This is a genomic window from Lewinella cohaerens DSM 23179, assembly GCF_000379805.1.
Lineage (GTDB): Bacteria > Bacteroidota > Bacteroidia > Chitinophagales > Saprospiraceae > Lewinella > Lewinella cohaerens.
This window is the reverse complement of the sequence record NZ_KB903542.1, coordinates 1-23,046: the sequence shown is the minus strand read 5'-3', so window position 1 is coordinate 23,046 and position 23,046 is coordinate 1. Positions and strand designations below refer to the sequence as shown.

The 23,046-nt window shown below is 44.6% G+C and carries 20 protein-coding genes; 4 read left to right on the top strand and 16 right to left on the bottom strand.

The features are described 5' to 3' along the window. Positions 1 to 109 precede the first annotated feature (109 nt). A complete protein-coding gene (locus tag A3EU_RS0111405) occupies positions 110 to 1,912 on the top strand; it encodes an acyl-CoA dehydrogenase family protein (protein ID WP_020536295.1) in 1,803 nt (600 codons plus the stop codon). 210 nt (positions 1,913 to 2,122) lie between these two features. Here the strand turns inward: A3EU_RS0111405 and A3EU_RS30160 are convergent, their stop codons facing one another. The 4 genes from A3EU_RS30160 to A3EU_RS0111380 all read right to left on the bottom strand — a co-directional run bounded on the left by A3EU_RS30160 (position 2,123) and on the right by A3EU_RS0111380 (position 6,006). After that, the gene (locus A3EU_RS30160) at positions 2,123 to 2,815 is read right to left on the bottom strand and encodes a DUF1361 domain-containing protein (protein WP_020536294.1); all 693 of its coding nucleotides are present in this window, start codon (positions 2,813 to 2,815) and stop codon (positions 2,123 to 2,125) included. Between the two features lie 638 nt (positions 2,816 to 3,453). Continuing rightward, complete coding sequence (locus A3EU_RS0111390; RefSeq protein ID WP_020536292.1) at positions 3,454 to 4,911, bottom strand: DUF4153 domain-containing protein; 1,458 nt, start codon at positions 4,909 to 4,911, stop codon at positions 3,454 to 3,456. A gap of 136 nt (positions 4,912 to 5,047) precedes the next feature. Beyond that, positions 5,048 to 5,356: a winged helix-turn-helix domain-containing protein gene (locus tag A3EU_RS0111385; protein WP_020536291.1), complete on the bottom strand. Its 309-nt coding sequence runs from the start codon at positions 5,354 to 5,356 to the stop codon at positions 5,048 to 5,050. Further along, on the bottom strand, positions 5,353 to 6,006 hold the full coding sequence (locus A3EU_RS0111380) for a hypothetical protein (protein WP_020536290.1): 654 nt from the start codon (positions 6,004 to 6,006) through the stop codon (positions 5,353 to 5,355). Before A3EU_RS0111380 ends, A3EU_RS0111385 begins: the two co-directional genes overlap by 4 nt. A gap of 157 nt (positions 6,007 to 6,163) precedes the next feature. Here A3EU_RS0111380 and A3EU_RS30155 point away from each other — a divergent pair, with 157 nt between their 5' ends. From A3EU_RS30155 to A3EU_RS0111365, 3 genes are all read left to right on the top strand, one after another. Then, positions 6,164 to 6,718, top strand: coding sequence for a DinB family protein (locus A3EU_RS30155; protein ID WP_020536289.1), 555 nt, complete (start codon positions 6,164 to 6,166; stop codon positions 6,716 to 6,718). A 101-nt stretch (positions 6,719 to 6,819) separates the two neighbouring features. After that, a complete protein-coding gene (locus tag A3EU_RS0111370; protein WP_020536288.1) occupies positions 6,820 to 7,440 on the top strand; it encodes an RNA polymerase sigma factor in 621 nt (206 codons plus the stop codon). Next, the gene (locus A3EU_RS0111365; RefSeq protein ID WP_020536287.1) at positions 7,437 to 8,177 is read left to right on the top strand and encodes a hypothetical protein; all 741 of its coding nucleotides are present in this window, start codon (positions 7,437 to 7,439) and stop codon (positions 8,175 to 8,177) included. The genes A3EU_RS0111370 and A3EU_RS0111365 overlap by 4 nt, the downstream gene beginning before the upstream one ends. A gap of 120 nt (positions 8,178 to 8,297) precedes the next feature. Here A3EU_RS0111365 and htpG read toward each other — a convergent pair whose 3' ends face one another. From htpG to A3EU_RS0111305, 12 genes are all read right to left on the bottom strand, one after another. Continuing rightward, entirely contained in the window at positions 8,298 to 10,157 is a 1,860-nt protein-coding gene (gene htpG / locus A3EU_RS0111360) for a molecular chaperone HtpG (protein WP_020536286.1), read from the bottom strand. Between the two features lie 138 nt (positions 10,158 to 10,295). Then, positions 10,296 to 10,988, bottom strand: a complete 693-nt coding sequence (locus A3EU_RS0111355) for a DUF6090 family protein (protein ID WP_156825736.1) — start codon at positions 10,986 to 10,988, stop codon at positions 10,296 to 10,298. Between the two features lie 120 nt (positions 10,989 to 11,108). Then, the gene (locus tag A3EU_RS0111350; RefSeq protein WP_020536284.1) at positions 11,109 to 11,399 is read right to left on the bottom strand and encodes a PAAR domain-containing protein; all 291 of its coding nucleotides are present in this window, start codon (positions 11,397 to 11,399) and stop codon (positions 11,109 to 11,111) included. Positions 11,400 to 11,416: 17 nt separating this feature from the next. After that, positions 11,417 to 13,225: a type VI secretion system tip protein VgrG gene (gene vgrG / locus A3EU_RS0111345; protein WP_020536283.1), complete on the bottom strand. Its 1,809-nt coding sequence runs from the start codon at positions 13,223 to 13,225 to the stop codon at positions 11,417 to 11,419. Positions 13,226 to 13,352: 127 nt separating this feature from the next. Further along, positions 13,353 to 13,814 carry a phage tail protein gene (locus tag A3EU_RS0111340; RefSeq protein WP_020536282.1) on the bottom strand — a complete coding sequence of 154 codons (462 nt, stop codon included), beginning with the start codon at positions 13,812 to 13,814 and terminating at the stop codon, positions 13,353 to 13,355. A gap of 57 nt (positions 13,815 to 13,871) precedes the next feature. Continuing rightward, positions 13,872 to 14,345 (bottom strand): phage tail protein, encoded by a 474-nt coding sequence (locus tag A3EU_RS0111335; protein WP_020536281.1) that lies wholly within the window; start codon positions 14,343 to 14,345, stop codon positions 13,872 to 13,874. A 33-nt stretch (positions 14,346 to 14,378) separates the two neighbouring features. After that, complete coding sequence (locus A3EU_RS32730; RefSeq protein WP_020536280.1) at positions 14,379 to 16,529, bottom strand: phage tail sheath C-terminal domain-containing protein; 2,151 nt, start codon at positions 16,527 to 16,529, stop codon at positions 14,379 to 14,381. Positions 16,530 to 16,764: 235 nt separating this feature from the next. Further along, positions 16,765 to 16,986: a DUF5615 family PIN-like protein gene (locus A3EU_RS35500; protein ID WP_020536279.1), complete on the bottom strand. Its 222-nt coding sequence runs from the start codon at positions 16,984 to 16,986 to the stop codon at positions 16,765 to 16,767. Beyond that, complete coding sequence (locus A3EU_RS0111320) at positions 16,987 to 17,214, bottom strand: DUF433 domain-containing protein (protein ID WP_020536278.1); 228 nt, start codon at positions 17,212 to 17,214, stop codon at positions 16,987 to 16,989. A 47-nt stretch (positions 17,215 to 17,261) separates the two neighbouring features. Beyond that, positions 17,262 to 19,130, bottom strand: a complete 1,869-nt coding sequence (locus tag A3EU_RS0111315) for an ABC-F family ATP-binding cassette domain-containing protein (RefSeq protein ID WP_020536277.1) — start codon at positions 19,128 to 19,130, stop codon at positions 17,262 to 17,264. 73 nt (positions 19,131 to 19,203) lie between these two features. Then, positions 19,204 to 20,502: a DEAD/DEAH box helicase gene (locus tag A3EU_RS0111310; RefSeq protein WP_020536276.1), complete on the bottom strand. Its 1,299-nt coding sequence runs from the start codon at positions 20,500 to 20,502 to the stop codon at positions 19,204 to 19,206. Between the two features lie 362 nt (positions 20,503 to 20,864). Further along, a partial coding sequence (locus A3EU_RS0111305; protein WP_156825735.1) for a T9SS type A sorting domain-containing protein occupies positions 20,865 to 23,046 on the bottom strand: 2,182 nt, incomplete at its 5' end.

The window sequence follows — 23,046 nt, the reverse complement described above, 5'->3', positions numbered from 1 at the left end:
TTACATTATGAGCAGAAAGCCTTAAATTTGTAGCGAATTTTCGCTGGAAGGCGATTTTTCAAGAATTCATGTTCTTTTTTTGCTTGAAACGACTAAACAAAATTGACCAATGGCTGAAGTAGCAACCTCCGAAAAAACACTTCGTGGTGGAGAATTCCTGGTAAGAGATACCCGCCCTGAAGAGATTTTCATTCCCGAAGAATTCAATGAAGAGCAGCGGATGATCCGTGATATGGTTCGTGATTTTGTTGAGGGCCATGTTTTCCCAAATATTGAAAAACTGGAAAAGCAAGAGGATAATATTGCGGTAACCTTTCTGGACACGATAGCTGAATTAGGCTTGTTGGGTACACATATGCCTGAGGAATATGGAGGCATGGCTTTGGATACCAACACGAATACGCTCATTTGTGATGCGATGGGGCCCTCTGGAGCGTTTACGGTTTCTTATGCTGCGCATACCGGAATTGGGATGTTGCCGATTTTGTATTTTGGTACAGATCAGCAGAAAGAGACATTTCTACCTCGCTTGATCAATGGAGAGCTAAAGGCGGCCTACTGTCTTACCGAGCCAGGTTCTGGTTCCGATGCCCTTGCGGCTAAAACGCGTGCGGATCTGACAGAAGATGGTAAGCACTACGTTTTGAATGGTCAGAAGATGTGGATTTCAAATGCAGGTTTTGCCGATCTGTTTATTGTTTTCGCACAAATTGACGGCGACAAATTTACCGGATTCATCGTACCTCGTGATACCGAAGGACTGTCTCTTGGAGCAGAAGAAGCTAAGTTGGGGATCAAAGGGTCATCTACCCGGCAGGTGTTCTTCGAGGACGCGAAAATCCCTGCAGACAATGTTTTGGGAGAGATTGGTAAAGGCCACCTTATTGCGTTTAACACCCTGAATGTTGGGCGTTTCAAGTTGAATGCTTTATGTAATGGTGGTGCGAAAGAGTGCATAACAAGGTCTGTTAACTACGCTAACGAACGCCACCAGTTCAAGCAGCCTATCGCTAATTTTGGAGCTATTAAATATAAGTTAGGGGAGCAAGCTATTCGGGTATTTGCGAGTGAAAGTTCGTTGTATCGCACTAGCCAGTTGATGCAAGACTGGAACGAAAACCTTAAGAAAGAAGGCGTCGGTTTTGGTGAAGCCAAATTGCAGGCTGCTGAAGAGTATGCCATCGAGTGTGCTTTACTTAAAGTGATTGGCTCTGAGGCCCTGGATTATGTTGTAGATGAAAATCTACAGATTCACGGCGGAATGGGCTACTCTGAGGAAGGCACCGCAGCCCGTGCTTACCGCGATAGCCGGATCAACCGGATCTACGAAGGTACCAATGAAATTAACCGCTTGCTCTCTGTGGATATGTTTTTCCGCCGGGGAATGGCTGGTTCATTTGATATGGTAGGCCCAGCTTGGGCAGTGCAGAAAGAACTGGCGAGCATGCCTTCAATGGAGCAGCCAGAAGGGCCTTATGGGCAAGAAGTAAAAGCAGTTTCAGAGTTCAAAAAGATCCTTTTGATGGTAGCTGGAGCCGCCGGTAAAATGCAGATGGAAGGCAAACTGAATCTGAAGGCGGAGCAGGAAATTGTAATGAACCTGGCCAACATTCTAATAGATGTTTTTCAGACAGAAAGCACCCTGCTACGTGTACAAAAACTGGCCACCATGGACGATAAGCCACAAGCTCAGGAAGTGTACGACGCGATCTTGAAAGTGTTGATGCACGATGCTACAGCTCGGATCAATAAAGAAGCATCTGACGCGGTAGCTTCTTTCGCAGAAGGCGATTTACTCCGCACTTTCCTGATGGGAATTAAGCGCTTTACCAAGTATCCTCCAGTGAATGTGATGAAAGAGCGTCGCAAAGTTGCTGAGGCTTTGATAACGGCTAATCAGTATGCTTTTTAAGAAATAGACTTTAGGTCAAATAGTCGCTTTAAGGAACAGCACGAAAATGAAATACGATTTCGCTTCGCGTCTACTACGTGGTTGTTTTTCACAATAGTTAAATAAACGCTTCATTTTAAGTGTTTTAAATATTTGGAAAACTTAGAAAAATTGTCATTTTTTTGTGCGCAATACAAAGAAAGCCCCGACATTGTGTTCGGGGCTTTTTATTTAGAGCGTATTGCGAAATTGCTTACGCTGACTCCAGTAAATAGTACTAAAGACCAGTGTGAATAAGAGAATCATTAACCAGGCTTCTCCATTTTGTAGGGGAGAGTGAACCAATGCAAGTGTGTCCAATATGGGCCCTTGTGGATGTAGCAGGGCGTCCCAACTATTCCAGCGTAGTACGCGCCCCAAGTAGATTCCGAGACCGCTAAGTAGCAAGGTGGCGAGGGTAAATCCGTTAGCCCATGTTCTGGAATAATGCTCGCGCAGATAGCTACGTAACCCTTCCAGCGTACGAATCCCCAGAGCCAAGCCCAAGTAAGCAAAAGTAAAAAGCAACAAGGCATCAAACCACAAAGGGATACCCGGCCGAACTCTTAGGTGAATCAAATCTGTCATGAGGTAGGGGGCATTAGGAAAGAACAATAACCATGCGGTTAGAATGGCTCCTTGTATCCATCGTTTACGGGGCATGTACGGAAGAAGGTACAATAACCCCAGTGGAACCCATGCAAGTATCAGGTTCCAGCCGAGAAAGAGGAATCGCAAACGTGGCCAGGTACGCAAGTTCGAATAGCCTTCAATATTTCCTTCTTGTAAATAAAAGATTCGAAAAAAAACCAGACCCGAAGCGAGTAGGCTTAAAAGCAAGAGTGCGCGTTCCTTGTGAAGGAACTGCTGGAGAGATGATTTCATTGTTGGTGATTTTTTGCTTAAATGTGGGTATTTTGTAAGGTTTAGCTTTTGGTTTTTACGCCTAGCGAACACACGCTTAATAATCCGCCCCCTCTGCCCGCAACTCACCACNGGTCAGGAAATGCTGTAAATCAAGAAGGTTTTCACGGAGCAAGTATTCATAATACCAATGGTGGAAGGTGCGTAATTGTCGCCCTTTTTGGAATGCACGGCGAAGCCGCCCCCAATATTCAGGGAAGAAAGCCGCACCTGTAAAGGCGGCCAAGAATGCGTAAACGCTTCGTTTGCCATTGCCAAGTAAGCACCATTGCAACTCTACTTCCTCAGGCGCGGTGAGGCCATATTCCAGCATTACATGAAAAACATCATGATTCTCAAAACCAGGAAGAAGATCGAGTTGATTACCAGTTAGAAATTGACCAACCCGCTGGCCGAGACTACCGGGAGGTAGTTGTAGCAAATCATCGCGATTGAGTTGCCACTGCGGGCGCGACCGCGCAGAGATACGTGCGTAAATAGGGTATGTTTTTTCATACATAAAGTGGAGAAACTGGCTTCTGAGCCCATAGAGCGGTAGCCTTACAGAGAGGGTAGACATATGATGTGAAGTTTGTAGCTGGACGCTGGCAACGCCTAGCCTAGTTGTTTAATGTTTTTTGATACTCCTGCCATTGCTGGTACTGTCGATATTCACTCCAGTTCCAACTGCGCCAGTCTTTATTTTCCCAATCGTTTTTCAGCCGATTTCCGCGACGAACCAGTTTGGTAGTACGCAGTTTGTCTGAGAGCATTGTACGGCCTTGAGCGGTGTTTAGTAATGGAGTGAGATTATTGTCCAATCGGTCCACCAGATGATAGATGTCAGGGTTTTTCTGGTTTAGGTTGTAGCGCGTAATAAGTTTATCCCAATTGACGCTAGCTGCAAGGAGTAAGGCAACCATTACGGCAGTGGCATTGGTTTGGAGCAAAAAGTAAATGGTCTTTGGCCCTTTGACTTTTAGGTACATCGTAAACAAACCAAATAATACCAANGCCAGGAAAAATACGACTGTAATCCGGCCATGCGCTAGGCCATAATGATGGATGTAATGGCCATTTCTAACTCCTACAGACAAGGCTAGAAAGGCATTCTGCCCCAACCATAAATAGGCCAACTGCCGGAGGCGCTGGTTGTTGGCAAAGAAATTGAGGTTCGCCCGGAAAAACCCTAGTACGACCAACATAGCCAGGACAATAGCAAAAATTAACAACCAGGTACCTCCGTGAACATAGGCACTTAATTCACTTGCGGTGCGTTCTTGCCGGGATAACCAAACGGAGAAAATATCCAGGAGGTTTATGATGCCAATAAGAACGTTTAATGCTGTGAAAGTGAGCAGCGCGCTTTGGTATTCTTGTTTCAAGGCCATTGTCTTAGCTGGCCAAGTTCTTTTCCGCTGCCGTTTCAGGGGGTAGCTCCAGTTGGCTATCCATTTATGAAGTGGTGCGACTCCCGTTCGATGTCCTAGAAATGCAGCTATAAATGCCCATCCAAGAAGGAAAACAAAAAAGCGAGACCAGTCTATTTCTAGCTGGAATAAGGTGCCTGCCCATTCTAATAACTTGTCATTAAAGGTACCTAATGCCGTATTTGCTTGACTATAAATCAAGTAAAACGGAGGTACGATCAAAACCGGTAGCAGGAGCAGGCGTACCTTTCGCCAGGAAGGTAAAAAGGCATGCTTGTCCCCTAATTGTTCCCCAAAGTGACGGATACTGAGCCACCATCCGCCAAATAGGGCTCGAATACTTTCAAGGATGCCAAACACCCAAAAGCGTACCTGGATTTCTTGAAGGTAACCTAATGTGATAAAGCCAAAAAGCCAAAAAACGACCATGCTGAGAGAGGAGTTGTGCCAAAAGACCCAAAAGGAGGATAGGCACCAAGCAGCTAAGAGGTACTTTACTTCTGCCCGAGCAAAAGCCTTTGGTTTGGCCCAGGGAATTATTGCTGTAATAGATACACTAAATAGCAGCACATTTAAGCCTAACTGAGCTTCCCAGATGAGCAGGTGCCACCAGGCAGCTAGCAGGATAATAAGCAATGCTTTTTTCATATAAAAGTACTTTGTTTTTCAAAGTTAAAGGGTAAAAAAATAGACTGTAAATACCAAAGTGCGGAAACGTATTGTAGTTTTCAGACTACAATGTTACCCCTGACCAATGCGCGCGTTTTAGGTCACAGTACTAAATTTATTCACCTCCCTTTTGTAGGTTAATTATTTTTTCCAAATAGGCAAGGTGATCTAAAAAAGCAACCCGACCTTTCTCTGTAACCTTGTAACTGGTATTGGGCCTGCGGCCGATAAATTGTTTACGGAGTTCTATATATCCCTCTTTGTCCAAAGCTTTCAGGTGACTGGCCAAATTACCGTCACTCACTTCAAGGTTATCCCTCAGGTGGGTAAAATCAACCCATTCTGTTACCATCAACATCGACATGACACCCAAGCGTACCCGGTGATCGAAAGCTTTCCGTAGATGTGTGATGAGTTCTTTCATGTTCCTTGTTCGTATTTCAAATACATCATGATACCATAAACAATGTGCAATGCCCCAAAGCCAATGGCCCAAAGTAATAATCCCCAGCCGATGAAAAATACACCAATACAGCCCAGTGCAATTTCGCATAGCCCAAGGTAGTAAACATCCTGAAGAGTGAATTTGCTGCCATTTACGAGTGCTAATCCGTAAAAAATGAGGGTTGCAGGGCCAACAAGTCCCAGATAGCCGTGGAAAAATAAGGCTAAACAAAAAATACCTCCTGTGACAAGTGGTATCGCTAAATGAAGTAAAAGTCGCTGGGTGAGGGCATCCCAGATAGCTTGACCCTTGCGATGAGCACGCCTGGTGGTAAAGTAAATGCCACTAGTGAGTGCGCCTGCAAGTACAAAGCCTGCGTCTAGAATGTAAAAGGTTAGTGGTGACCAGCCCCAGGGGTGTGGTTGATTGGGCCAGTAACGCAGCGATGGTCCATAACCATCAAGGCCTCCTGCCACCAAGTACCAGTGGGCCATTATGGCTCCGATCAAAGCAAAAATACCAGCGCCAACGCCTGATAAACCACTCAGACCAATAAACTTACTGGTACGCTCCATCATCCGATGGATATCACGTAATTGATCTAATGGCTGGTGAGGATATTGGCTCATAAAGTACTTTGAAATGCAAAGTAAGTCGTTTTTTTGCTAAGAATCAAGTAGAGGCCGAATTTATTTATCAGAAAGACTTAATTTTAGCGGCTTGCCAAGCTGTGTTCGTTGCACCACCGTGATTCCGATTTTATCGGAAGAGCACAAAAACAACAATATGAGAACGATTGATAAACCAACTTCTGATCAACATCCCGACTGGGCATCTGTATACATCAAGCATGTATCTGATGATGGGAAGGTGCTGGACTTTTTAGCAGAAGGGTTAAAAGAAGTAGTCGCGTTAGTCCAGCCATTGACAAACGAAGAGTGGAATTACCGTTACGCTGAAGATAAATGGACCATCAAGGAAATGTTGGTACACTTGATGGATGCTGAGCGAGTGTTTACCTACCGTGGATTGTCGGCCGCTCGTGGAGATAAGACCTCTCTTCCTGGGTTTGACCATAATGCCTACGTGCCGGAATCACGTGCCAATCTGCGAACAGGAGACGATATTTTGGCGGAATACCAAGCTCTCCGAGCTGCCACAATTGCTTTTTTTCAAAACCTGGATGAAGAAGCGCTCAATACCATCGGCGAAGCCAAAGACCAGCCGTGCAGTGCGCGAGGTATGGTGTACATGATTGCCGGCCACGAACGCCATCATTTGCAAATTTTGCGGGAACGCTACATTAATATTGCGCAGAAAAGAAAATACGATTTTTCTTAGGTTTTTCAAATAGTTAAAACACTTTAAATGAATCGCTTATTCAACTATTGTGAAAAACAAAATCGCATTTTATTTTCGTGCTGTTCCTTAATCAATAAAAGATGATAGGGCAGGGGCTCTGGCGGCGCAGGTTGAAGCAATATGATGATGTTGAATTGGTAAAACGCTTTCAGCAATCGGGTAACGATGCTTATTTTGATGAGCTTTTCGAGCGCTATCATCCTTTGGTTTTTGGCTTGTGCCTAAACCTGACGGCCCACCGAGAGGATAGTAAAGATCTGACGTTGAGCATTTTTCAAAAAGCTTATGGCGTTTTACCTAAAACGACAATTGAGCGCTTTGATCACTGGCTTTTTACGATGACTCGCCATGAGTGTTTCCGCTTTATTCGTCAGCAAGCCAAAGCACGTACGAACTTGCTTCGTTGGCAAGAAGCCCAAAAGCTAGAGGATGGCTTTATGATCAACGAGGCCTTTCGACGTTTTTGGTATACGGAGGAAATTAGCCAGGATAAATTATTAGAAAATGGAATTGCGGATTTGACCAGTCCTCAGCAGAAATGCTTAAATTTATTCTTGTACGATTATCAATCCTATCAAGAGATTGCACGTACGACCGGCTTTAGCCTAAGGGAAGTTAAAAGTCATTTGCAAAATGGCCGGCTAAAGTTGAAAAGGTGGATACACCAGCAGCAGGACAGTAAAAATAAACTGTCAAAATGAACGAGGAATCAAAAAGTACAACCAATCGCTTGCTACGTTACCTGGAAGGGAAACTAGGAAGTGACGACCGCTACGAAGTGGAACAAACGCTCCTGCGCGATCCTGCTGCACAAGCGGCCCTCGACGGTATACGCGAAAGTGGCCTCTCCAATGTTGAAATAGAAAATGATTTGAATGATATCCGCCAAGGCTGGCAAAATCGCCCTAAAACAATGAATCGGCGGTGGACTGCAGTTGCGGCAATAGCGCTATTGGTGTTTACCGCTTGGTCGGCATGGGGCTATTTTCATGACCAGCAACCTGCCAGTTTATACGCAGAATATTTTGCCATTAGTGCTGCAAATGAGGATTATCTGGCGGTTAGAGGAGCGGATGAGTCGACGGTATCTGGCTTATCGTCTGCTTTGGATGCTTATCAGCAACAAGATTATCAGCAGAGTTTTGCTTTGTTTCAATCCTTGCGGGAAGACCACCCTTTCGATGGGTTTATCCTTCGTTATACAGCCATGTCGGCGATGCAAGTAGGCGATTATTATGCCGCAGAACAGGCTTTGGAGCAATGTTTGGCCATTGATGTATCAGCAACAGATCGTATTGCTGCGCAGTGGTACCTTGCATTGGTCTATTTACAACTCGACCGTCAAGCTGACGGGCAAGGTCTTCTTCAAGAGTTGGCCGCATCAGGCAATGGTAGGTATGCGACCCAGGCCAAGAAGCTACTAGCGGATTTAAAGTAAGAGCTTGTTTGGAAATTTTGCGAACAAGCTCTAAATAAAAAAGGTTTGCCAAGCGCTCTGCCCGACAAACCTTTTTCTATTTACATAGTACCTAATACTTCGTACCAAGTACCTTTAAATTTACTTCAAAAAGCCCATGCTTTTTTCTACAAAAGCAGTAAGCTCCTTGCCTTTTAGCATATTCTGATTCAGTAAAGCCAGCTTGTAAAGGTAGTCCACCGTTTCGCTTTGGTTGTCTCCTTCAGCATTCAATACTTTATCAGCTACCAGTGGGTGGTTAGCGTTTACGATCACTTTGTAATCATCGGGGAATCCACCTAGGTCCATTCCCTGCATCGCTTGCATTTCCTTCATCCGCCGCATAAATTCGGGGCGAACAATTTGTACTGGCTGATCGTCTGGAGAAAGAGGCTTCACCTCAATGGCTTTTCCTTCACCTGCAGCAAGACCAAAAAGATCTTTGACGGTCGTGACTTGCTCTTCATTAAGAACAGACTCTTTTGTTTCGTCGGTTTGCACCAAGTTGTCCACGGTGTCAGAGTCAATCCGTACGAAGGTAACCTTGTCCTCTTTCTGCTCTAGTGTTTGCAGGAAGTGGTTGTCGATAATGTGATCCAAAAGGAGTACATCGTAGCCCTGCTTCTTTGCCGCTGTGATTGCCGCATCCTGAGATGCAGGGTCATTGGCATAGATCATCACGGTACGCTCGTGTTTGTCTTTCTGGGTGGCGTCTACCTTTTCGCGGTAATCAGCTAGTGTGAAGGTTTCTCCATCAACATTCTTGAGCAGGACAAACTTGGTTGCTTTTTCATAGAACTTCTCGTCAGAGATCATCCCGTACTTCACGAAAACACTCAGGTCGTTCCACTTTTCTTCGTAAGATGGACGATCTTTCTTGAACAGTTCGTTGAGTTTGTCAGCAACCTTCTTGGTAATGTAAGAATTGATTTTCTTGACATTAGCGTCGGCTTGCAAGTAAGAACGCGACACATTCAACGGAATATCCGGAGAGTCGATCACCCCGTGCAACATGGTGAGGAACTCAGGAACGATCTCTTTTACCTCATCCGTTACGTAGACTTGGTTAGAATACAGCTGAATTTTGTTCTTCTGAACCTCAAAAGCATTGTTGAGCTTAGGGAAGTACAGAATACCCGTCAGGTTAAACGGATAATCGATATTCAGGTGGATCCAAAACATCGGTGGTGCACTGAAAGGGTACATCACCTGATAAAAATCTTTGTAATCCTCATCGGTCAGATCACTAGGCGACTTTTTCCAAATCGGATCGTGCTCATTGATGATATTTGGAACTTCAACCTCGGTGGTTTCTGCTTCGTCGCCTTCTCCTTCTGTTACAGACTCTTTACGCGTACCAAACTGGATAGGAATAGGTAAAAACTTACAGTATTTATTGAGGAGCTCTTCAATACGGCTTTCCTCCAGGTAGTCTGTAGCATCGTCCGAAATATGGAGAACGATATCTGTACCGCGGGTTGCTTTTTCGTTGTCTGCTAGTTCGTACGAAGGATCGCCTTCACATGCCCAGGTAACACCGTGTGAACCTTCCTTAAACGATTTAGTAACGGCCTCTACTTTGTCTGCAACCATGAATGCAGAGTAAAAACCGAGCCCGAAGTGGCCAATGATATTGGCTTCGTCCTTGTATTTTTCCAAGAAATCCTGTGCGCTGGAGAAAGCCACCTGGTTCAGGTATTTCTCTACTTCTTCCTCTGTCATGCCGATACCACGGTCACGNATGGTCAGGGTTTTATTTTCCTTGTCAGCGATGATTTCAATGGTCAAATCACCCAATTCACCGGTAGCTTCTCCCTTTAGGGCCAGGGTTTTTAGCTTGGTAGTGGCATCAACAGCATTAGAAATCAATTCCCGCAGGAAGATTTCCTGATCGGAATACAAAAACTGCTTAATGATCGGAAAGATGTTTTCCGTTTGTACTGCTATGTTACCTTTTTTCATAAATGTTTTATGGTTTACTCTGGATACTCTACAGAAACGCAAAGGCTATGCCATTCCCGTTTTGCTGTCAAAATGGCAAGTTTAATAAAGGGAGGTGTAAAATCGGCAGTAATATTTACGTGATATTATTATTATTATTTACCAAATAACTTCATTATTATATGCTTGAAGGATTTGAATCAATCTTTCCCCATTTTCTAATCCTTTTTTGAAATGTATTTCAAGACCATCAGCAAATGTTAACTCCTGGTTGATTAAGCCATAAAATCTATCCTCATTTAATTTTCTAAGCATTCTTCTTTGGTCACTTATTGAAATCTGACCCGGAGTATCTTTTTTAAATGATCTTAATGAATTTATATAATCTAAATAACCTGTTTTACTGCCTTGAATTGTTTTAGCTGCCGCTTCTTTACTTTCATAATAATTAATTATTTCTTTCCGAATTTCTTTGTCTCTAATAATTCTCAGATTTCCTGTACTAACAAGTTCGGTATATGTTGAACTGTTACTTGTTTCAACAACCCTACTATATCTCGCTCCGTATCCAACCGTATTTAAAAACAAGAGTGTATCATTGATTTGATAGTTTCCTAACAAATATTCTTTTGCTTGATTCAAAGCTTCTATTTTCTTTTTTATGTTTTCAACTCTTCTGTCATTGAAATAGGAAGTATCCTGACGGATGTCTATAATTAAGTCAGAAATATAATCTTTCTCAATTGTACTATTATTACTATTGTTTTGCCACGTATTAAGTGATAAAGCCAGTAGAATTCCAATAACGATAAGAAGTATTTCTACAACAGCATAAATTAGATACCTTTTCAACTTGTCCTTGTTCAGAAAGGTTAACCTTACTCTCCGAAAAATTTTTAGCATTAGTTTATTATTATTTTTCTTATGGCTACCAACATGGGGGAATACTCCCTAGTGCTTTTAGCTATACCATTATTCACCGATCATGACATTTGGAACTCCCATAACTATTGTTCCGCCGTGTGCTGTTTCACTACCCATGAAAGCTGCGGGAAGGCCTTCGATGAGTACGGTAGCGGAACCACTTACGATAATGTCTGGAGGACCTACGCATACACATTGGTCCGTTACTCGGGCGGCAGGTAACCCGCCAATCAAGACGGTTGGTGCTCCGGGGCCTACGACTGGGCCTCCTACGTGCGGAATTACGCCATCGACCATAGGGCAGACGTGCATGGATGTTAAGGTAGCTGCTGGTGGCATTGGTTGGTTGTTTAGTATTAATTAATCATTATCATCGCTCCGGTAAGGCTAAGTTCCCCTCCTGCGGTAATCGAGGCCTCGGCTTCGCCGGAAGCATTCAGTGATGTTTCGGCAGAAATGCTAACCTCCAAGCCAGAAACACTTAGGCCAGCTTCGGCTGAAATACTGGCTTCTGCTTCGGAAGATACCGTTACTCCTGCAGTGCCGCTTATGGATACCTGACCATCTGCTTTTATCTCTATATCAGCCGGGCTCTGCATTGAAATTCCTGAGGGCGAAAGCATGATTTTATTTTCATTCTGATCAACTATATTGATGCCTTGGTCTTCGTCGGTAAGCATGATCGTATTCCCTCCGGGAGTGCTGATTGTTATGACTTTGTTTTGGTCATCAAATTCTACTTTTAATTGACTCTTTGTAACAATAGCCTTAATCGGATTCTCTTCTGTTGGTTTGTAAGGAGGCGCATGTTCGCTACTATATAAACTACCAAGGATCACTGGGTATCGGGGGTCTTCATTTAAGAATCCCAAGGCTACTTCGTCACCTATTTCCGGCATGAAGAATTGTCCTGCTCCGCTTGTCGCGTAAGGTTGTAGCCAACGCGCCCAAATGAGGTTTCCTCCACCGGTAGCCTTTAGCATGGGCACTTCCACTTGCACGCGAGTTTCGCTGGCAGGATCGTTGTTGATTTGCTTGACAACAGCATTTTGCAAACCGCGAATCCCTGGAAGCAATCCACTTGCGGCAGAGGCGGTAATATCATTGGTTTTCGCAAACCAAGCTGGGTTAAGGCCAATGGATAAAGTAGACCACCAATTACCATCAGAGATATGATGTTCAACTGCGGAAACGTAAGCGGAACCATTGAATCGAGCACCTAAACCTGCTAATTCTACTATTTGGTCGGGTACAAAATCAGCTTGGCCAAAAAGCTTTACATCTCCCTGCACTTTTGCTAAACGAGATTTCAAAAGGTTGGCATCCGCCCATGTTTTGAGTTCTTCGTCAGTCAGTGGGGCAGTAGACTGAAGTTGGAAACTGCTGGGTGCTGCAACTTCCGCCAGGGTGCTGCCAGATAAATTTCCTTGGTCAACTACATTTGGATCGCTGGCACTGGACTGTAAATTGGTTTGTGTTTTATAGTCCCAGGATTGAGCATCAACTGCTCCTAATTGGGTGCTGGCGTCCAACTTTAGGTTCATCTCTATAAAATCCTGGCCAAAGATGAATTTGCCAAGGGCGTTACCATCAGCGGTTGGCGCTTTGACAGTCACTTTGTTATCCATGTTTAGGACAATCATGCCATTGGTTTCGGCACGAGCCATGGTAAAATCCCAGTCTGTTGAATAGTACTGAACGATTTGTGGAAAAGAATTACTGGTGCTGCTTACGTCAGCTGTGACACCATTGTCTTCAATAATTTTGGTGAGCGCATCACTATCGGTAGAATCGGTGAATACTCGATTTTTAGCCCCGATAGCCATTTTGACTGCTGTATCTCGACATTCTAAGTGCAGCTTAGACCCACAATCGCTTACCATTCGTATGTTTTGCGCAGTGATGATACCTTGGAAAATACTTTTGGTTTTAAGGCCAAATCCTGCCTGTATCTCAACTTTTTTTCCGGGTACAAAATTATCACTACTACTCAGGGAGAAGTCTTCCTGAGCTGCAGAACCATCGATTAGCGTTATATGTGCGACGGCTATACGATTTACGGCTTTGGATACTTGGATGTCAGAAATGTCATAACTTTCCTTAATAGGACTTCCGTCGATTATTAACTTAATCGAAACTAGATCTTTATTTTCTGAATTAGCCATAGTTTTATTTAATTATTTGTTGCGAAGGGGGGAGGCTAATAAGTTCCTCGTCTGATTCTTCTTTCGAAGAGCGTTCCAACTGAGTTTTAATGACGACCTCCCTTGTTCCTAATGACATAGGTGTTTCTTATTTAGTCTCCATGTAAGAGAAGGCCAATTCCAACGTCTCAATAGCGATCTCATTCTGCTGAGCATCGAAATTGGAAAGTTCCCATTTAACCGGCCATGTATTGTGTATGGTCCAAGACATGACCACTTTAGATTCCCCTCCCTCTGCACCAGGCCCTAAGAGTTCAATCATTACAGTGAGAGGGGTGAATTCAAATTTTTTCAATCCGTCTTCTACCCATTTTTTTAGTGCAGAATCTAGGGCCAACCCCCTCTTCAGTACTACGTTGGTGTAGTTATAAGTAGTAGGAAGTTTATGCTGGTATTCTAATAACCCACCTTCAGAGATGGTTTCTATTGAATTACTTACGCTTAACCCCGATACCTCCTTAAAGCTTGCCTCACCATCTTTCCCTGCCCCTTTTAAATCTTTGAAAAGTACTCGGAAAGAGAAGCTAGGGGGTGGATAGTAATCAGCCATGATTTTGAATTTAAAATATGCTTAAATATTAGGTTGCAATAGTGTGGTCCTTGTTTGCTAGACGTTGTTTTCGTTCTTAATCATAAGTGTTTCGTAGGCAATTTCAATCGTATCTATAGCGGCCTCGTTGCCATCTGATTTTAGATCGGTACTCGTTATTTTTGTAGGCCAAGCATTAAGTAATACCCATACCATTGTTGGTTTACCTTTTTCATTCAACAGTTGAATAGTGACGGTTTCCCTGCCTTTCTCAATGGTATTGAGTTGAATTTGCTTAAACCAATCGTAGTAGGTGTTGTCTCCCACAAATACACCGCGTTTCATCGTTACATTACCCACCTTCTTAATGCCGGGCATTTTGATGGGAGAATGTTCTTTGCTATCGCCGTGACGATATTCAACGATCTGAGCTTCGGTATCCAGGCCGGAGACCTCAGAAAAACTAATGGTCGTTTTACCCCAAGTTACCTTGAAGTAGAATTTGGGCATAGGCCATATAGCATTTTCCTGTTTTCCTGTTTTATCAGCCATAATTGTTTTTTACAATATTTAATGGAATTACGATTAAGGTTTCGGCATCTCTTGTTCGTAAGTAATGATGATGAACTCAGCTGGACGAACTGCGGCCACCTTGACTTGTACACGCATGATTCCATTGAGTATATCAGTAGGTGTCATTGTTTTGCCTAGGCCTACCATTACACTGTAAGCGTCATCTGGCGATGAGCCCTGTAGTGCTCCTTCTGACCATAAGTTATGAAGGAAATTAGAAATCATGGATTCACACATCGTCCAAGTCGAAGCATCATTAGGCTCGAAGACGAGCGAAAACGCTGCATTAGCCACCGATTGTTCGATCATGATTAATAGGCGCCTGACATTGACATAGCGGCAGTCCAGGCTATTGCCATCCATGGTCCGTGCTCCCCAGATTATTGCTGGGCCACGGCCGTAAAATGAGCGAATAGCATTGATAGATTTACCAGCGAGCGCATCTACGTTTAGTGGTGCTTGCTGATCATTATTGATACTGACCAAAGGAGCAATAACGGCGTCTATATTGCGATTGGCGGGGGAATTCCATACGCCAAGGGTATTATCTACTGTTGTGTAGATACCTGCCATGGCACTTGTCGGCGGTAGCCTGTTGGCTTGCTTTGCCGCCGCAGTCATGATATTGTTATAAGTCTTATTGGTATTCTCTAAAGAGGAGTTGTACTGGTTTAGTAATGTTTTGGCGTCGCCAATAATATGCTGTAGAGAGGTGAATAAGGTGTCAAATACGTTCTTCAGGGCTTTACTGGCCTGCGGAAATACAAAGGCTGCTTTTTCGGGGTCAGTAGTGACACCAGAAGGATAAGTCTTTGGATATGGACTTCCGGGTACGTTCGCGCTATCGCCAGAAGTAACCCATCCCCATTTTTTCATAAGAGTATCCGTAAAACCTAGACTTATAGTGCTTGTGCCAGGGAAATTCTTTTCATAGCTATAAGCACTGGCAATTAGCAAGCCTACCGAGCTTGTAATCAGGGTAATTAACTCAATTGAACTTCGAAGCTCTTTTGATTTAATGGTTATCGTTGGAACCGTTTCGCCAGCAGGCGTATAACTTCCGCCATGGCTCAGTTGATACATGATGTCAAACATCGTAGCGAGTACAACAGACTGTCCGCTTACGATTTGATCATACGTCCCTTCTGGTGAATTATAGGCGGCTGACCAACTGGTATACTGTTGTCCTGACCCCGAAGCGGTAAATTTCAAACTAGGCGTAGTGAGTAGGTCTTGCTTCAGCGTCTCATAATCTGAACTTATTGAATCAAGCACCTTTAGCATGGGTACGCCCACCAAGAGATCCTGAATATTTTCGACTGCAGGCGTAGCTGCCTTGTCGGACGAAGCAAGGTTCGCATAGGTGATTTCCGAAGCAGAAACAACTTCTGTTTGTAACCAGGGATAGTAAGCAATGGCATAGCTCAAGTCGTTTATCCCCATGTTGTTGCGAAAATCGCTGATGACGGAAGTTTCAAGGCCCTTGTAGCCATCATAAATATCTAGTAAGGCCACTCTGTCTTTTAAACTACCGGCCTGAGCAATCATTTGTTGTTGCAGCATGTAACAGTCGTTTTTATCAGCCAAAGCCATTGCATCCGGCATTAAGATCATGGTTGGTTTAGGGAACTGAATCAATGGTAGTAGATTCAGGCCAGCCATCAGCGCAGGTCGGCTTACGGGGTTGGCCTTAGTCTCTGGGACAGGAGGATCAGTCGTTTTTTCACCAGCGACAAACTCTACAGCTTCATAGGTTCCTACGGAAACGATATAGGCGGGGCCACCACCATTCAAATAGAATAAACGGAGGCAGTTGTAAAGATAAAAGAGTGTATCTGAATTAGCAGGACCAATTTTGTAGTAATGGGGGGGGATGGAAAAGTCGTACTCGTCAGCAGTAGGAGGCTTCGTCGGGTCTGCCATGTTGGCTGCTTGAAAAATAGGGAATTTATATTTCGGGGCTCCGCCGAAGTTGTTGTTGTACTCGCTTAAGGAGTTGATCAAAGTAGGCTTATTGATCAATGATTTGCCTTGATCTGCCGCTTTTTCAGTGTATCCAATAAAAGCAGGAATAGCAGTAGGTACCTGTGCGACTGAGGGTGGAAAAGCATTCTTTTCTACGGTATAAACCCCTGGTGTTTGAGGGTTGTTGGGATTCATCATTATGATAAAGCATTAAGCTCCGTAAATAATCACGAGGCGAATATGGAAAATTAAGTGTAGACTAAAATTAAGAAAAATCAACGATAGCTTCCGTGTTTTTTAGCGTCTTACCCTAAAGGGCTCGCTCAACGTAAAGGCTATTGTAATTGTTTTTATAAATAGGAGAGAGGATAATAAGCGCTCCATATTCATATCGCGCCAGAATCAAAGCTATAGCAGATGATTACACCAAGGTTTACAAAATAGGTGTGCGCGTTTTTTTTAGCAAATGGCTATTCTTAAAATCTTTGTCTTTTGATACGACAGTATAACCATGAGTATCTGCGTATTCACTAATCTTATTGTCACTGGTATACCAACTGTCTAATATGTCGTTAACATGAACGGCCTCAACGCCATTGTTCTGAAAAAAAGTACAAACTTTTTTTGCGATATGAACATCACAGAGCACTTTCATCTATGCCGCGGTTTGAATAGCTTGACCGGATACTAAGACTCTCGCAAAATTTAAACAAGCAAGGATGTCTTCTTTCTCTAATTCTGGGTGATCTTCCAGGATTTCATTGATGGTCATTTCTGATCCTAATAAATCCAAAATAACCTCTACGGGCCAACGCATACCACGTATACATGGTTTCCCATGACAGATTTCAGGATTGATGGTAATTCTTTCTAGGTAGGACATTGTTAATTGTTAGGTAGCTCTTACCAAATATACGGTTTTTGCTTTTATTAAGCCAAATCTACCAGCTCCATCCACTCCATCTCCAATTCTTCAATTTCTTCCTTCACTGTCGCCAAATCTTTGGATAGCTCCGTAATACGCTCCGCGCTGAGGGTAGTGTCGTTGAAGGCTGCGGTAATATCTGTTTTCTTAGATTCGAGCTTGCTGATCTTGTTTTCCAGTCGCTTGATTTGCTTACGTTGCTCTTGGGTCAGGCCGGGTTTTTGCTCTTCTACTTCGGCTTTGCGTTGCTGTTCTTCTTTACGTTCTTCACTGCGTTGAGCACGTTCGCGCTCTAATTGATCAACACGGTATTCGCTATAAGAGCCGAGGAAGTCTCTAACTTTACCTTCGCCTTCAAAGACGAACAGATGATCGACAACTTTGTCTAAAAAGAAACGATCGTGCGAAACGATGATAATACAGCCAGGAAAGTCCATGAGGAAATCTTCCAACACATTCAGTGTCATGATGTCCAGATCGTTGGTCGGCTCATCAAGAATGAGGAAGTTGGGGTTTTTCATCAAGACGGTCAGCAGATAAAGCCGGCGGCGTTCACCACCACTCAACTGACTGACAAATACGCGTTGCTGGGGACGGGGAAACATGAATCGTTCCAGCAGTTGCTCGGCCGTCAGTTTTGCTCCTTTTTCTAAAGGAATATACTCTGCAATGTCCCGGATCACTTCGATCACGGTCTGGTCTTCCTTTAGTTGAATACCATCCTGGGTGTAGTACCCAAATACGGTATTTCCACCTACAACAATCTTACCGCTGCTTGGTCTTTCCTCTTGGGTGAGCAGGTGCAAAAAGGTAGATTTACCAACGCCATTAGGTCCGGCAATACCTACACGTTCACCTTTTTTGAATTTGTAGTCAAAGTCTTTGAGGATCAAATTGTCACCATAAGACTTACTGACGCTGTATGCTTCCAGGATGGTTTTACCAAGGCGTTGTCCTTTGATATCGATTTGTAACTCGGAATCGCGGGAGAAGTCCTCAACTTTGTCTTTGAGTTGTAGCACACTACTTACCCGAGCTTTCCCTTTGGTGCCCCGAGCTTTGGGCTGACGATTGAGCCACGCCAGCTCCTTTTTGAGGGATTTTTTATTCTTTTCGTATTCGTTACCTTCAATCTCAAAACGGGTAGCTTTTTTGCGTAAAAAATCGCTGTAGTTACCGCTATATTTAAACAACTCGCCCTGGTCTAGCTCTACGATGTAGTCGCAGACCCTTTCCAGGAAATAGCGATCGTGAGTAACCATTAATATAGTGAGATTCGGTTGGCGCAAGAACTCTTCCAACCATTCAATCATATCCAGGTCAAGGTGGTTGGTCGGCTCATCAAGGATGATCAAATCAGGATCGTCGATAATCAGTCGTGCCAGTGCTACGCGTTTGCGTTGCCCCCCCGAGAGGTACTTGATTTTCTTTTGTAGGTCATCAATTTTTAGCTTACTGAGGACCTCTTTGATACGTGCTTCAAAATCCCAGGCACGCAGCTCATCCATTTTAGAGAGTGCCTTTTGCAGGTCGTCTGCTTTATCAGGGATCAGTAGCGCACGTTCGTAGCGTTCGATAGCTTTAAGGATGACGTTGTCTCCTTCAAAGATCGCATCCAGGATGGTTTGCTCTTCTCCAAAATCGGGCTCCTGGACGAGATAATGCATCCTTGCATCTCGGTGGATATAGACCTTCGCTCCCAGTCCTTCAGGCAAATCTACGCCTCCAGCAACCCGCAAGAGCGTAGATTTACCTGTGCCGTTCTTTGCGACCAGGGCTACCTTGTTACCCTTGTTGATGGGAAGGTTAATCTTGTCGAATAAGACTTTTTCGCCGTACGATTTGGAGACGTTTTCTAATTCAAGATAAATCATAGATTGCTATGCTGCTGCTGTTCTGACCGGAAGATTATATGCCCTTTGCGTAGGTTGTTTGTTTTCTCATCCCTTATCTACGGCCACCGGAGCCGCCACTTCCGCCGCGCCTGTCGTTGTTGCCGCCGCGTGAGCTTCTTCCACCCCCGCGTGAGCTTCCTCCGCGACCACGACCACCGCCTCCGCGAGAATTACCACCTCGGCCACGGCCACCACTACCGCGAGAAGGAGGATTGCCAACAGGAATACCTTCAGGTAAAGGCATCCGACGTATTTCCATGTCGATCATCTCTTCGATACGACGGAAACGACTACGGTCGCTGCGGCTGATAAATGTTAGTGCAACACCTGAGGCATCGGCACGAGCCGTACGTCCAATACGGTGTACATAATCCTCAGGATCTGGTGGTACATCGTAGTTGATGACCACATCAATTCCTTTAATGTCAATACCTCTGGACAGTACATCTGTAGCAACTACAATAGGTACTCTGCCGCTCCGGAAATCCTGGAGGGCTTCCTCACGAGCATTTTGGTCCAGATCAGAAGAAATAGCGGCTACGGTCAGTCCTGCCCGATGTAGAGCTGTATTGACTTCACGGACTTTTTTCTTGGTACTGGCAAAAATGATAGTTCGTTGGAGGTTCTTTTTGCCTTGTAGTAGATGAGCTACCAGTTTTACTTTGCTTTCGTCCTCTAATTCGTAAGCGCCCTGGAGAATGTTTTCTGCAGGTTTAGAAACGGCCACATTGACTTCCACTGGCTCGTTATTAAACAAGTCCCTGGCAAATTTGCGAATCCGTGTGGGCATGGTTGCTGAAAACAGCAAAGTCTGCCGCTTTTTGGGCAGATGGGAGGCTATTTTCAGAATGTCATGCACAAATCCCATATCAAGCATACGATCCGCTTCATCGAGAATAAAGTGGCGCACTTGACTAAAGTCTACATAACCCAAGTCAAGGTGGGCGATTAGACGACCTGGGGTCGCTACAATCACAGGGGCACCTGTTTTCAGGGCTTTGCGCTCTTGATCCATCGAACGGCCATCGCGGCCACCATAAATAGGAATAGAGCTCACTGGCGTAAAGTAGGAAAAGCCTTCCAACTGGCGGTCTACCTGTTGCACCAACTCTCGGGTAGGGCCAATGATAAGGGTATCCGTTCCTTTATGGGGTTCGGAAGTATAACGATTAAGGATGGGCAGCAAAAAAGCTGCCGTTTTACCGGTACCGGTCTGGGCACAACCCAGTAGGTCTTTCCCGGCCATAATCGCAGGGATAGCTTGTTCTTGTATTGGGGTAGCTTCAGAGAAGCCCATGGCGTCCAATCCCTCCATGAGTGTTTCGCTAAAACCGAATTCTGTAAACTTCAAGGTGTTACTGTTTCTTTTTCCCCGCGAAGATACGGAGAATTAAATGGATATGAATAGCTGTTTTAGTATACTAATTTATTAGCGTTCAGTAAATAGTCAACGCTGAGTAGTTGAGGCCACGAGCTAATAAACAGCTTCATATTAAGGAGTAACGATGAGAAGGCAAAGATGTTTTCTTTTTGATAGCTTGGTTGCTGAGGTTGGCAACGTATTAAGCTTCGATTATAAACAAGCTCTTAAGGTTTGAAGTATTGTTTTTAGTAGATCACGGATCGACGGATTAAACAAATTTTACGGTCTGTCTCTAAAAACCGCGCCAATTCTGTTTAATCCGTCAAACCTGTGTTCTATCAAGTACTAACCTACTTGACCACCATCACTCTCACCGTTCCGAAGGCATCACCATCGAAAAGTACGAGTTGATAGAGGCCGGGAGGCAAGAACTGCAAGTCAAAGGAATGGCGTAGTTCAATACCCGGTTTTGCCAATTGTTGTTGTACAACCAATGCCCCTGCGCTGTTGAATACCTTGCAAGTGAGTTTGCTGCCAGTGGCTTGTGCCAGCACCAGCTCAAACTGCCCAGTATTCGGGTTGGGATACACCTGAAGGTTCAGACTAGGATCAGCAGGGGTAAATACGCTTACCAGAATGCTGATAAAGGCTTCCGTTGCACAATCATTGGCATCTAGAACTGTGATCTGGTAATCGCCCGGAGGTAAGTCTGTGAAAATGTTTGATGCTTGGAAAGTACCACCATTAAGACTGTATTCGTAAGGGGCAGTTCCGCCTTCTACATCGGCGCTAATGCTATCGGTCATCACTGTAAGGATCAAGTTGAGTACATCTGGTTGCTCAATCGTAATGATACTTGTTGTAAACATTGTCCCCGTAGCATCTTCCACCGTCGCAACATAATCGCCAGCGGGAAGGCCTTCAAAGGTGTTCTCTGTGGTGAAGTTTTCACCATCTAGGCTATACATGTACGGCGCAATGCCGCCACTAGCGGTAATGCTCAAGCTACCATTTGTATCACCAGGGCAAGCTATATGGTTGACAACCTGACCACTGGCGAGTAGGTTGTTAACAGCAACAATGGCCTCCATAGCCACGGCACAACCGTTTTCGTCGCGGACACTCACCTGGTAAATGCCGTCAGGAACATCCGTGAAGGTATTCCCTGCCTGGAAGTTCTGGCCATCAATGCTGTACATCAAGGTGCCCGTTCCACCGCTAGCGGTGACGGTAATGGTAGAACCATCAATCATGACCATCATATTTACCAACGTTGGGCTGGTGATGGTAATGCTATTGGTGGTTTGGGTGAATCCTTCGCTGTCTAGTACCGTAGCCATATAGGTTCCTGGGCCGAGATTGGTAAACAAAGCTTCACTTTGATAATTCTCGCCGTCGAGGCTGTATTGGAAAGGTGGGGTGCCACCCTGTACTTCTGTCATGATACGTCCGTCATTGACGTTGTAACAAGTGATGTCGTTGGCCAAAGTAGCACTCACGATAAGCGAGTTGAACGATACGGTAGCACTCAGTGAGATGGTACAGTCATTAGCATCGTAGATGGTAATAGTGTGCTGTCCGTTGGCCACATTGTTGAAAACAGGGTTGCTTTGTAGCGCTCCGTCGTTGAGTTGGTAGAAGAGCGATCCTGTACCGCCGGAAGCATCTATGGAAATGACATTGTCCATAACCGTTGAGGTAGCACTGATGGCTGCCGGATTGGTGATGGTCACTGCATTGGTCGTTTGTGAAAATCCTTCGCTATCTAAAACGGTTATGGTGTAACTACCGGCAGCGAGGCCAGCGAAGACATTGCTGCTTTGGTAGTTTTCGCCATCAATACTGTACATGAATGCTGGTGTTCCACCACTTACACTTGCCTGAATGGTTCCATCATTGGCATTGTTACAGGTAATGTCATTGGCCAAAGCGGCACTCACGACGAGGGTGTTGACGGCCACGGTAGCACTCAGTGTGATGGTACAATCATTGGCATCGTAGATGGTAATGGTATGCTGTCCGTTGGGTGCATTGTTGAAAACCGGATTGCTTTGTAGCGCCCCGTCGTTGAGTTGATACATAAGTGATCCTGTACCGCCGGAAGCATCTACTGTAATAACGTTGTCTGTAACCATTGCGGTAGCGCTGATGGCTGCCGGATTGGTGATGGTCACAGCATTGGTCGTTTGTGTAAACCCTTCGCTATCCAAAACAGTGATGGTGTAGCTACCTGCAGCGAGGCCAGCAAAAACATTGCTGCTTTGGTAGTTTTCGCCATCGATACTGTACATGAATGCTGGTGTTCCACCACTTACACTTGCCTGAATGGTTCCATCATTGGCATTGTTACAGGTAATGTCATTGGCCAAAGTGGCACTCACGACGAGGGTATTGACGGCCACGGTAGCACTCAGTGTGATGTTACAATCATTGGCATCGTAAATGGTGATGGTGTGCTGTCCGTTGGGTACGTTGTTGAAAACGGGGTTGCTTTGTAGCACTCCATTGTTGAGTTGATACATAAGTGATCCT

What these genes read in the sequence shown, in the direction of transcription:
- A3EU_RS0111320 (WP_020536278.1), bottom strand. Translation starts at nt 17,214, where the DNA reads ATGTCCTACCTAGAAAGAATTACCATCAATCCTGAAATCTGTCATGGG.
- A3EU_RS0111350 (WP_020536284.1), bottom strand. Translation starts at nt 11,399, where the DNA reads ATGCCACCAGCAGCTACCTTAACATCCATGCACGTCTGCCCTATGGTC.
- A3EU_RS0111370 (WP_020536288.1), top strand. Translation starts at nt 6,820, where the DNA reads ATGATAGGGCAGGGGCTCTGGCGGCGCAGGTTGAAGCAATATGATGAT.
- A3EU_RS32730 (WP_020536280.1), bottom strand. Translation starts at nt 16,529, where the DNA reads ATGATGAATCCCAACAACCCTCAAACACCAGGGGTTTATACCGTAGAA.
- A3EU_RS35500 (WP_020536279.1), bottom strand. Translation starts at nt 16,986, where the DNA reads ATGAAAGTGCTCTGTGATGTTCATATCGCAAAAAAAGTTTGTACTTTT.
- A3EU_RS0111340 (WP_020536282.1), bottom strand. Translation starts at nt 13,814, where the DNA reads ATGGCTGATTACTATCCACCCCCTAGCTTCTCTTTCCGAGTACTTTTC.
- A3EU_RS0111405 (WP_020536295.1), top strand. Translation starts at nt 110, where the DNA reads ATGGCTGAAGTAGCAACCTCCGAAAAAACACTTCGTGGTGGAGAATTC.
- A3EU_RS30160 (WP_020536294.1), bottom strand. Translation starts at nt 2,815, where the DNA reads ATGAAATCATCTCTCCAGCAGTTCCTTCACAAGGAACGCGCACTCTTG.
- A3EU_RS0111335 (WP_020536281.1), bottom strand. Translation starts at nt 14,345, where the DNA reads ATGGCTGATAAAACAGGAAAACAGGAAAATGCTATATGGCCTATGCCC.
- A3EU_RS30155 (WP_020536289.1), top strand. Translation starts at nt 6,164, where the DNA reads ATGAGAACGATTGATAAACCAACTTCTGATCAACATCCCGACTGGGCA.
- A3EU_RS0111380 (WP_020536290.1), bottom strand. Translation starts at nt 6,006, where the DNA reads ATGAGCCAATATCCTCACCAGCCATTAGATCAATTACGTGATATCCAT.
- vgrG (WP_020536283.1), bottom strand. Translation starts at nt 13,225, where the DNA reads ATGGCTAATTCAGAAAATAAAGATCTAGTTTCGATTAAGTTAATAATC.
- A3EU_RS0111365 (WP_020536287.1), top strand. Translation starts at nt 7,437, where the DNA reads ATGAACGAGGAATCAAAAAGTACAACCAATCGCTTGCTACGTTACCTG.
- A3EU_RS0111385 (WP_020536291.1), bottom strand. Translation starts at nt 5,356, where the DNA reads ATGAAAGAACTCATCACACATCTACGGAAAGCTTTCGATCACCGGGTA.
- A3EU_RS0111315 (WP_020536277.1), bottom strand. Translation starts at nt 19,130, where the DNA reads ATGATTTATCTTGAATTAGAAAACGTCTCCAAATCGTACGGCGAAAAA.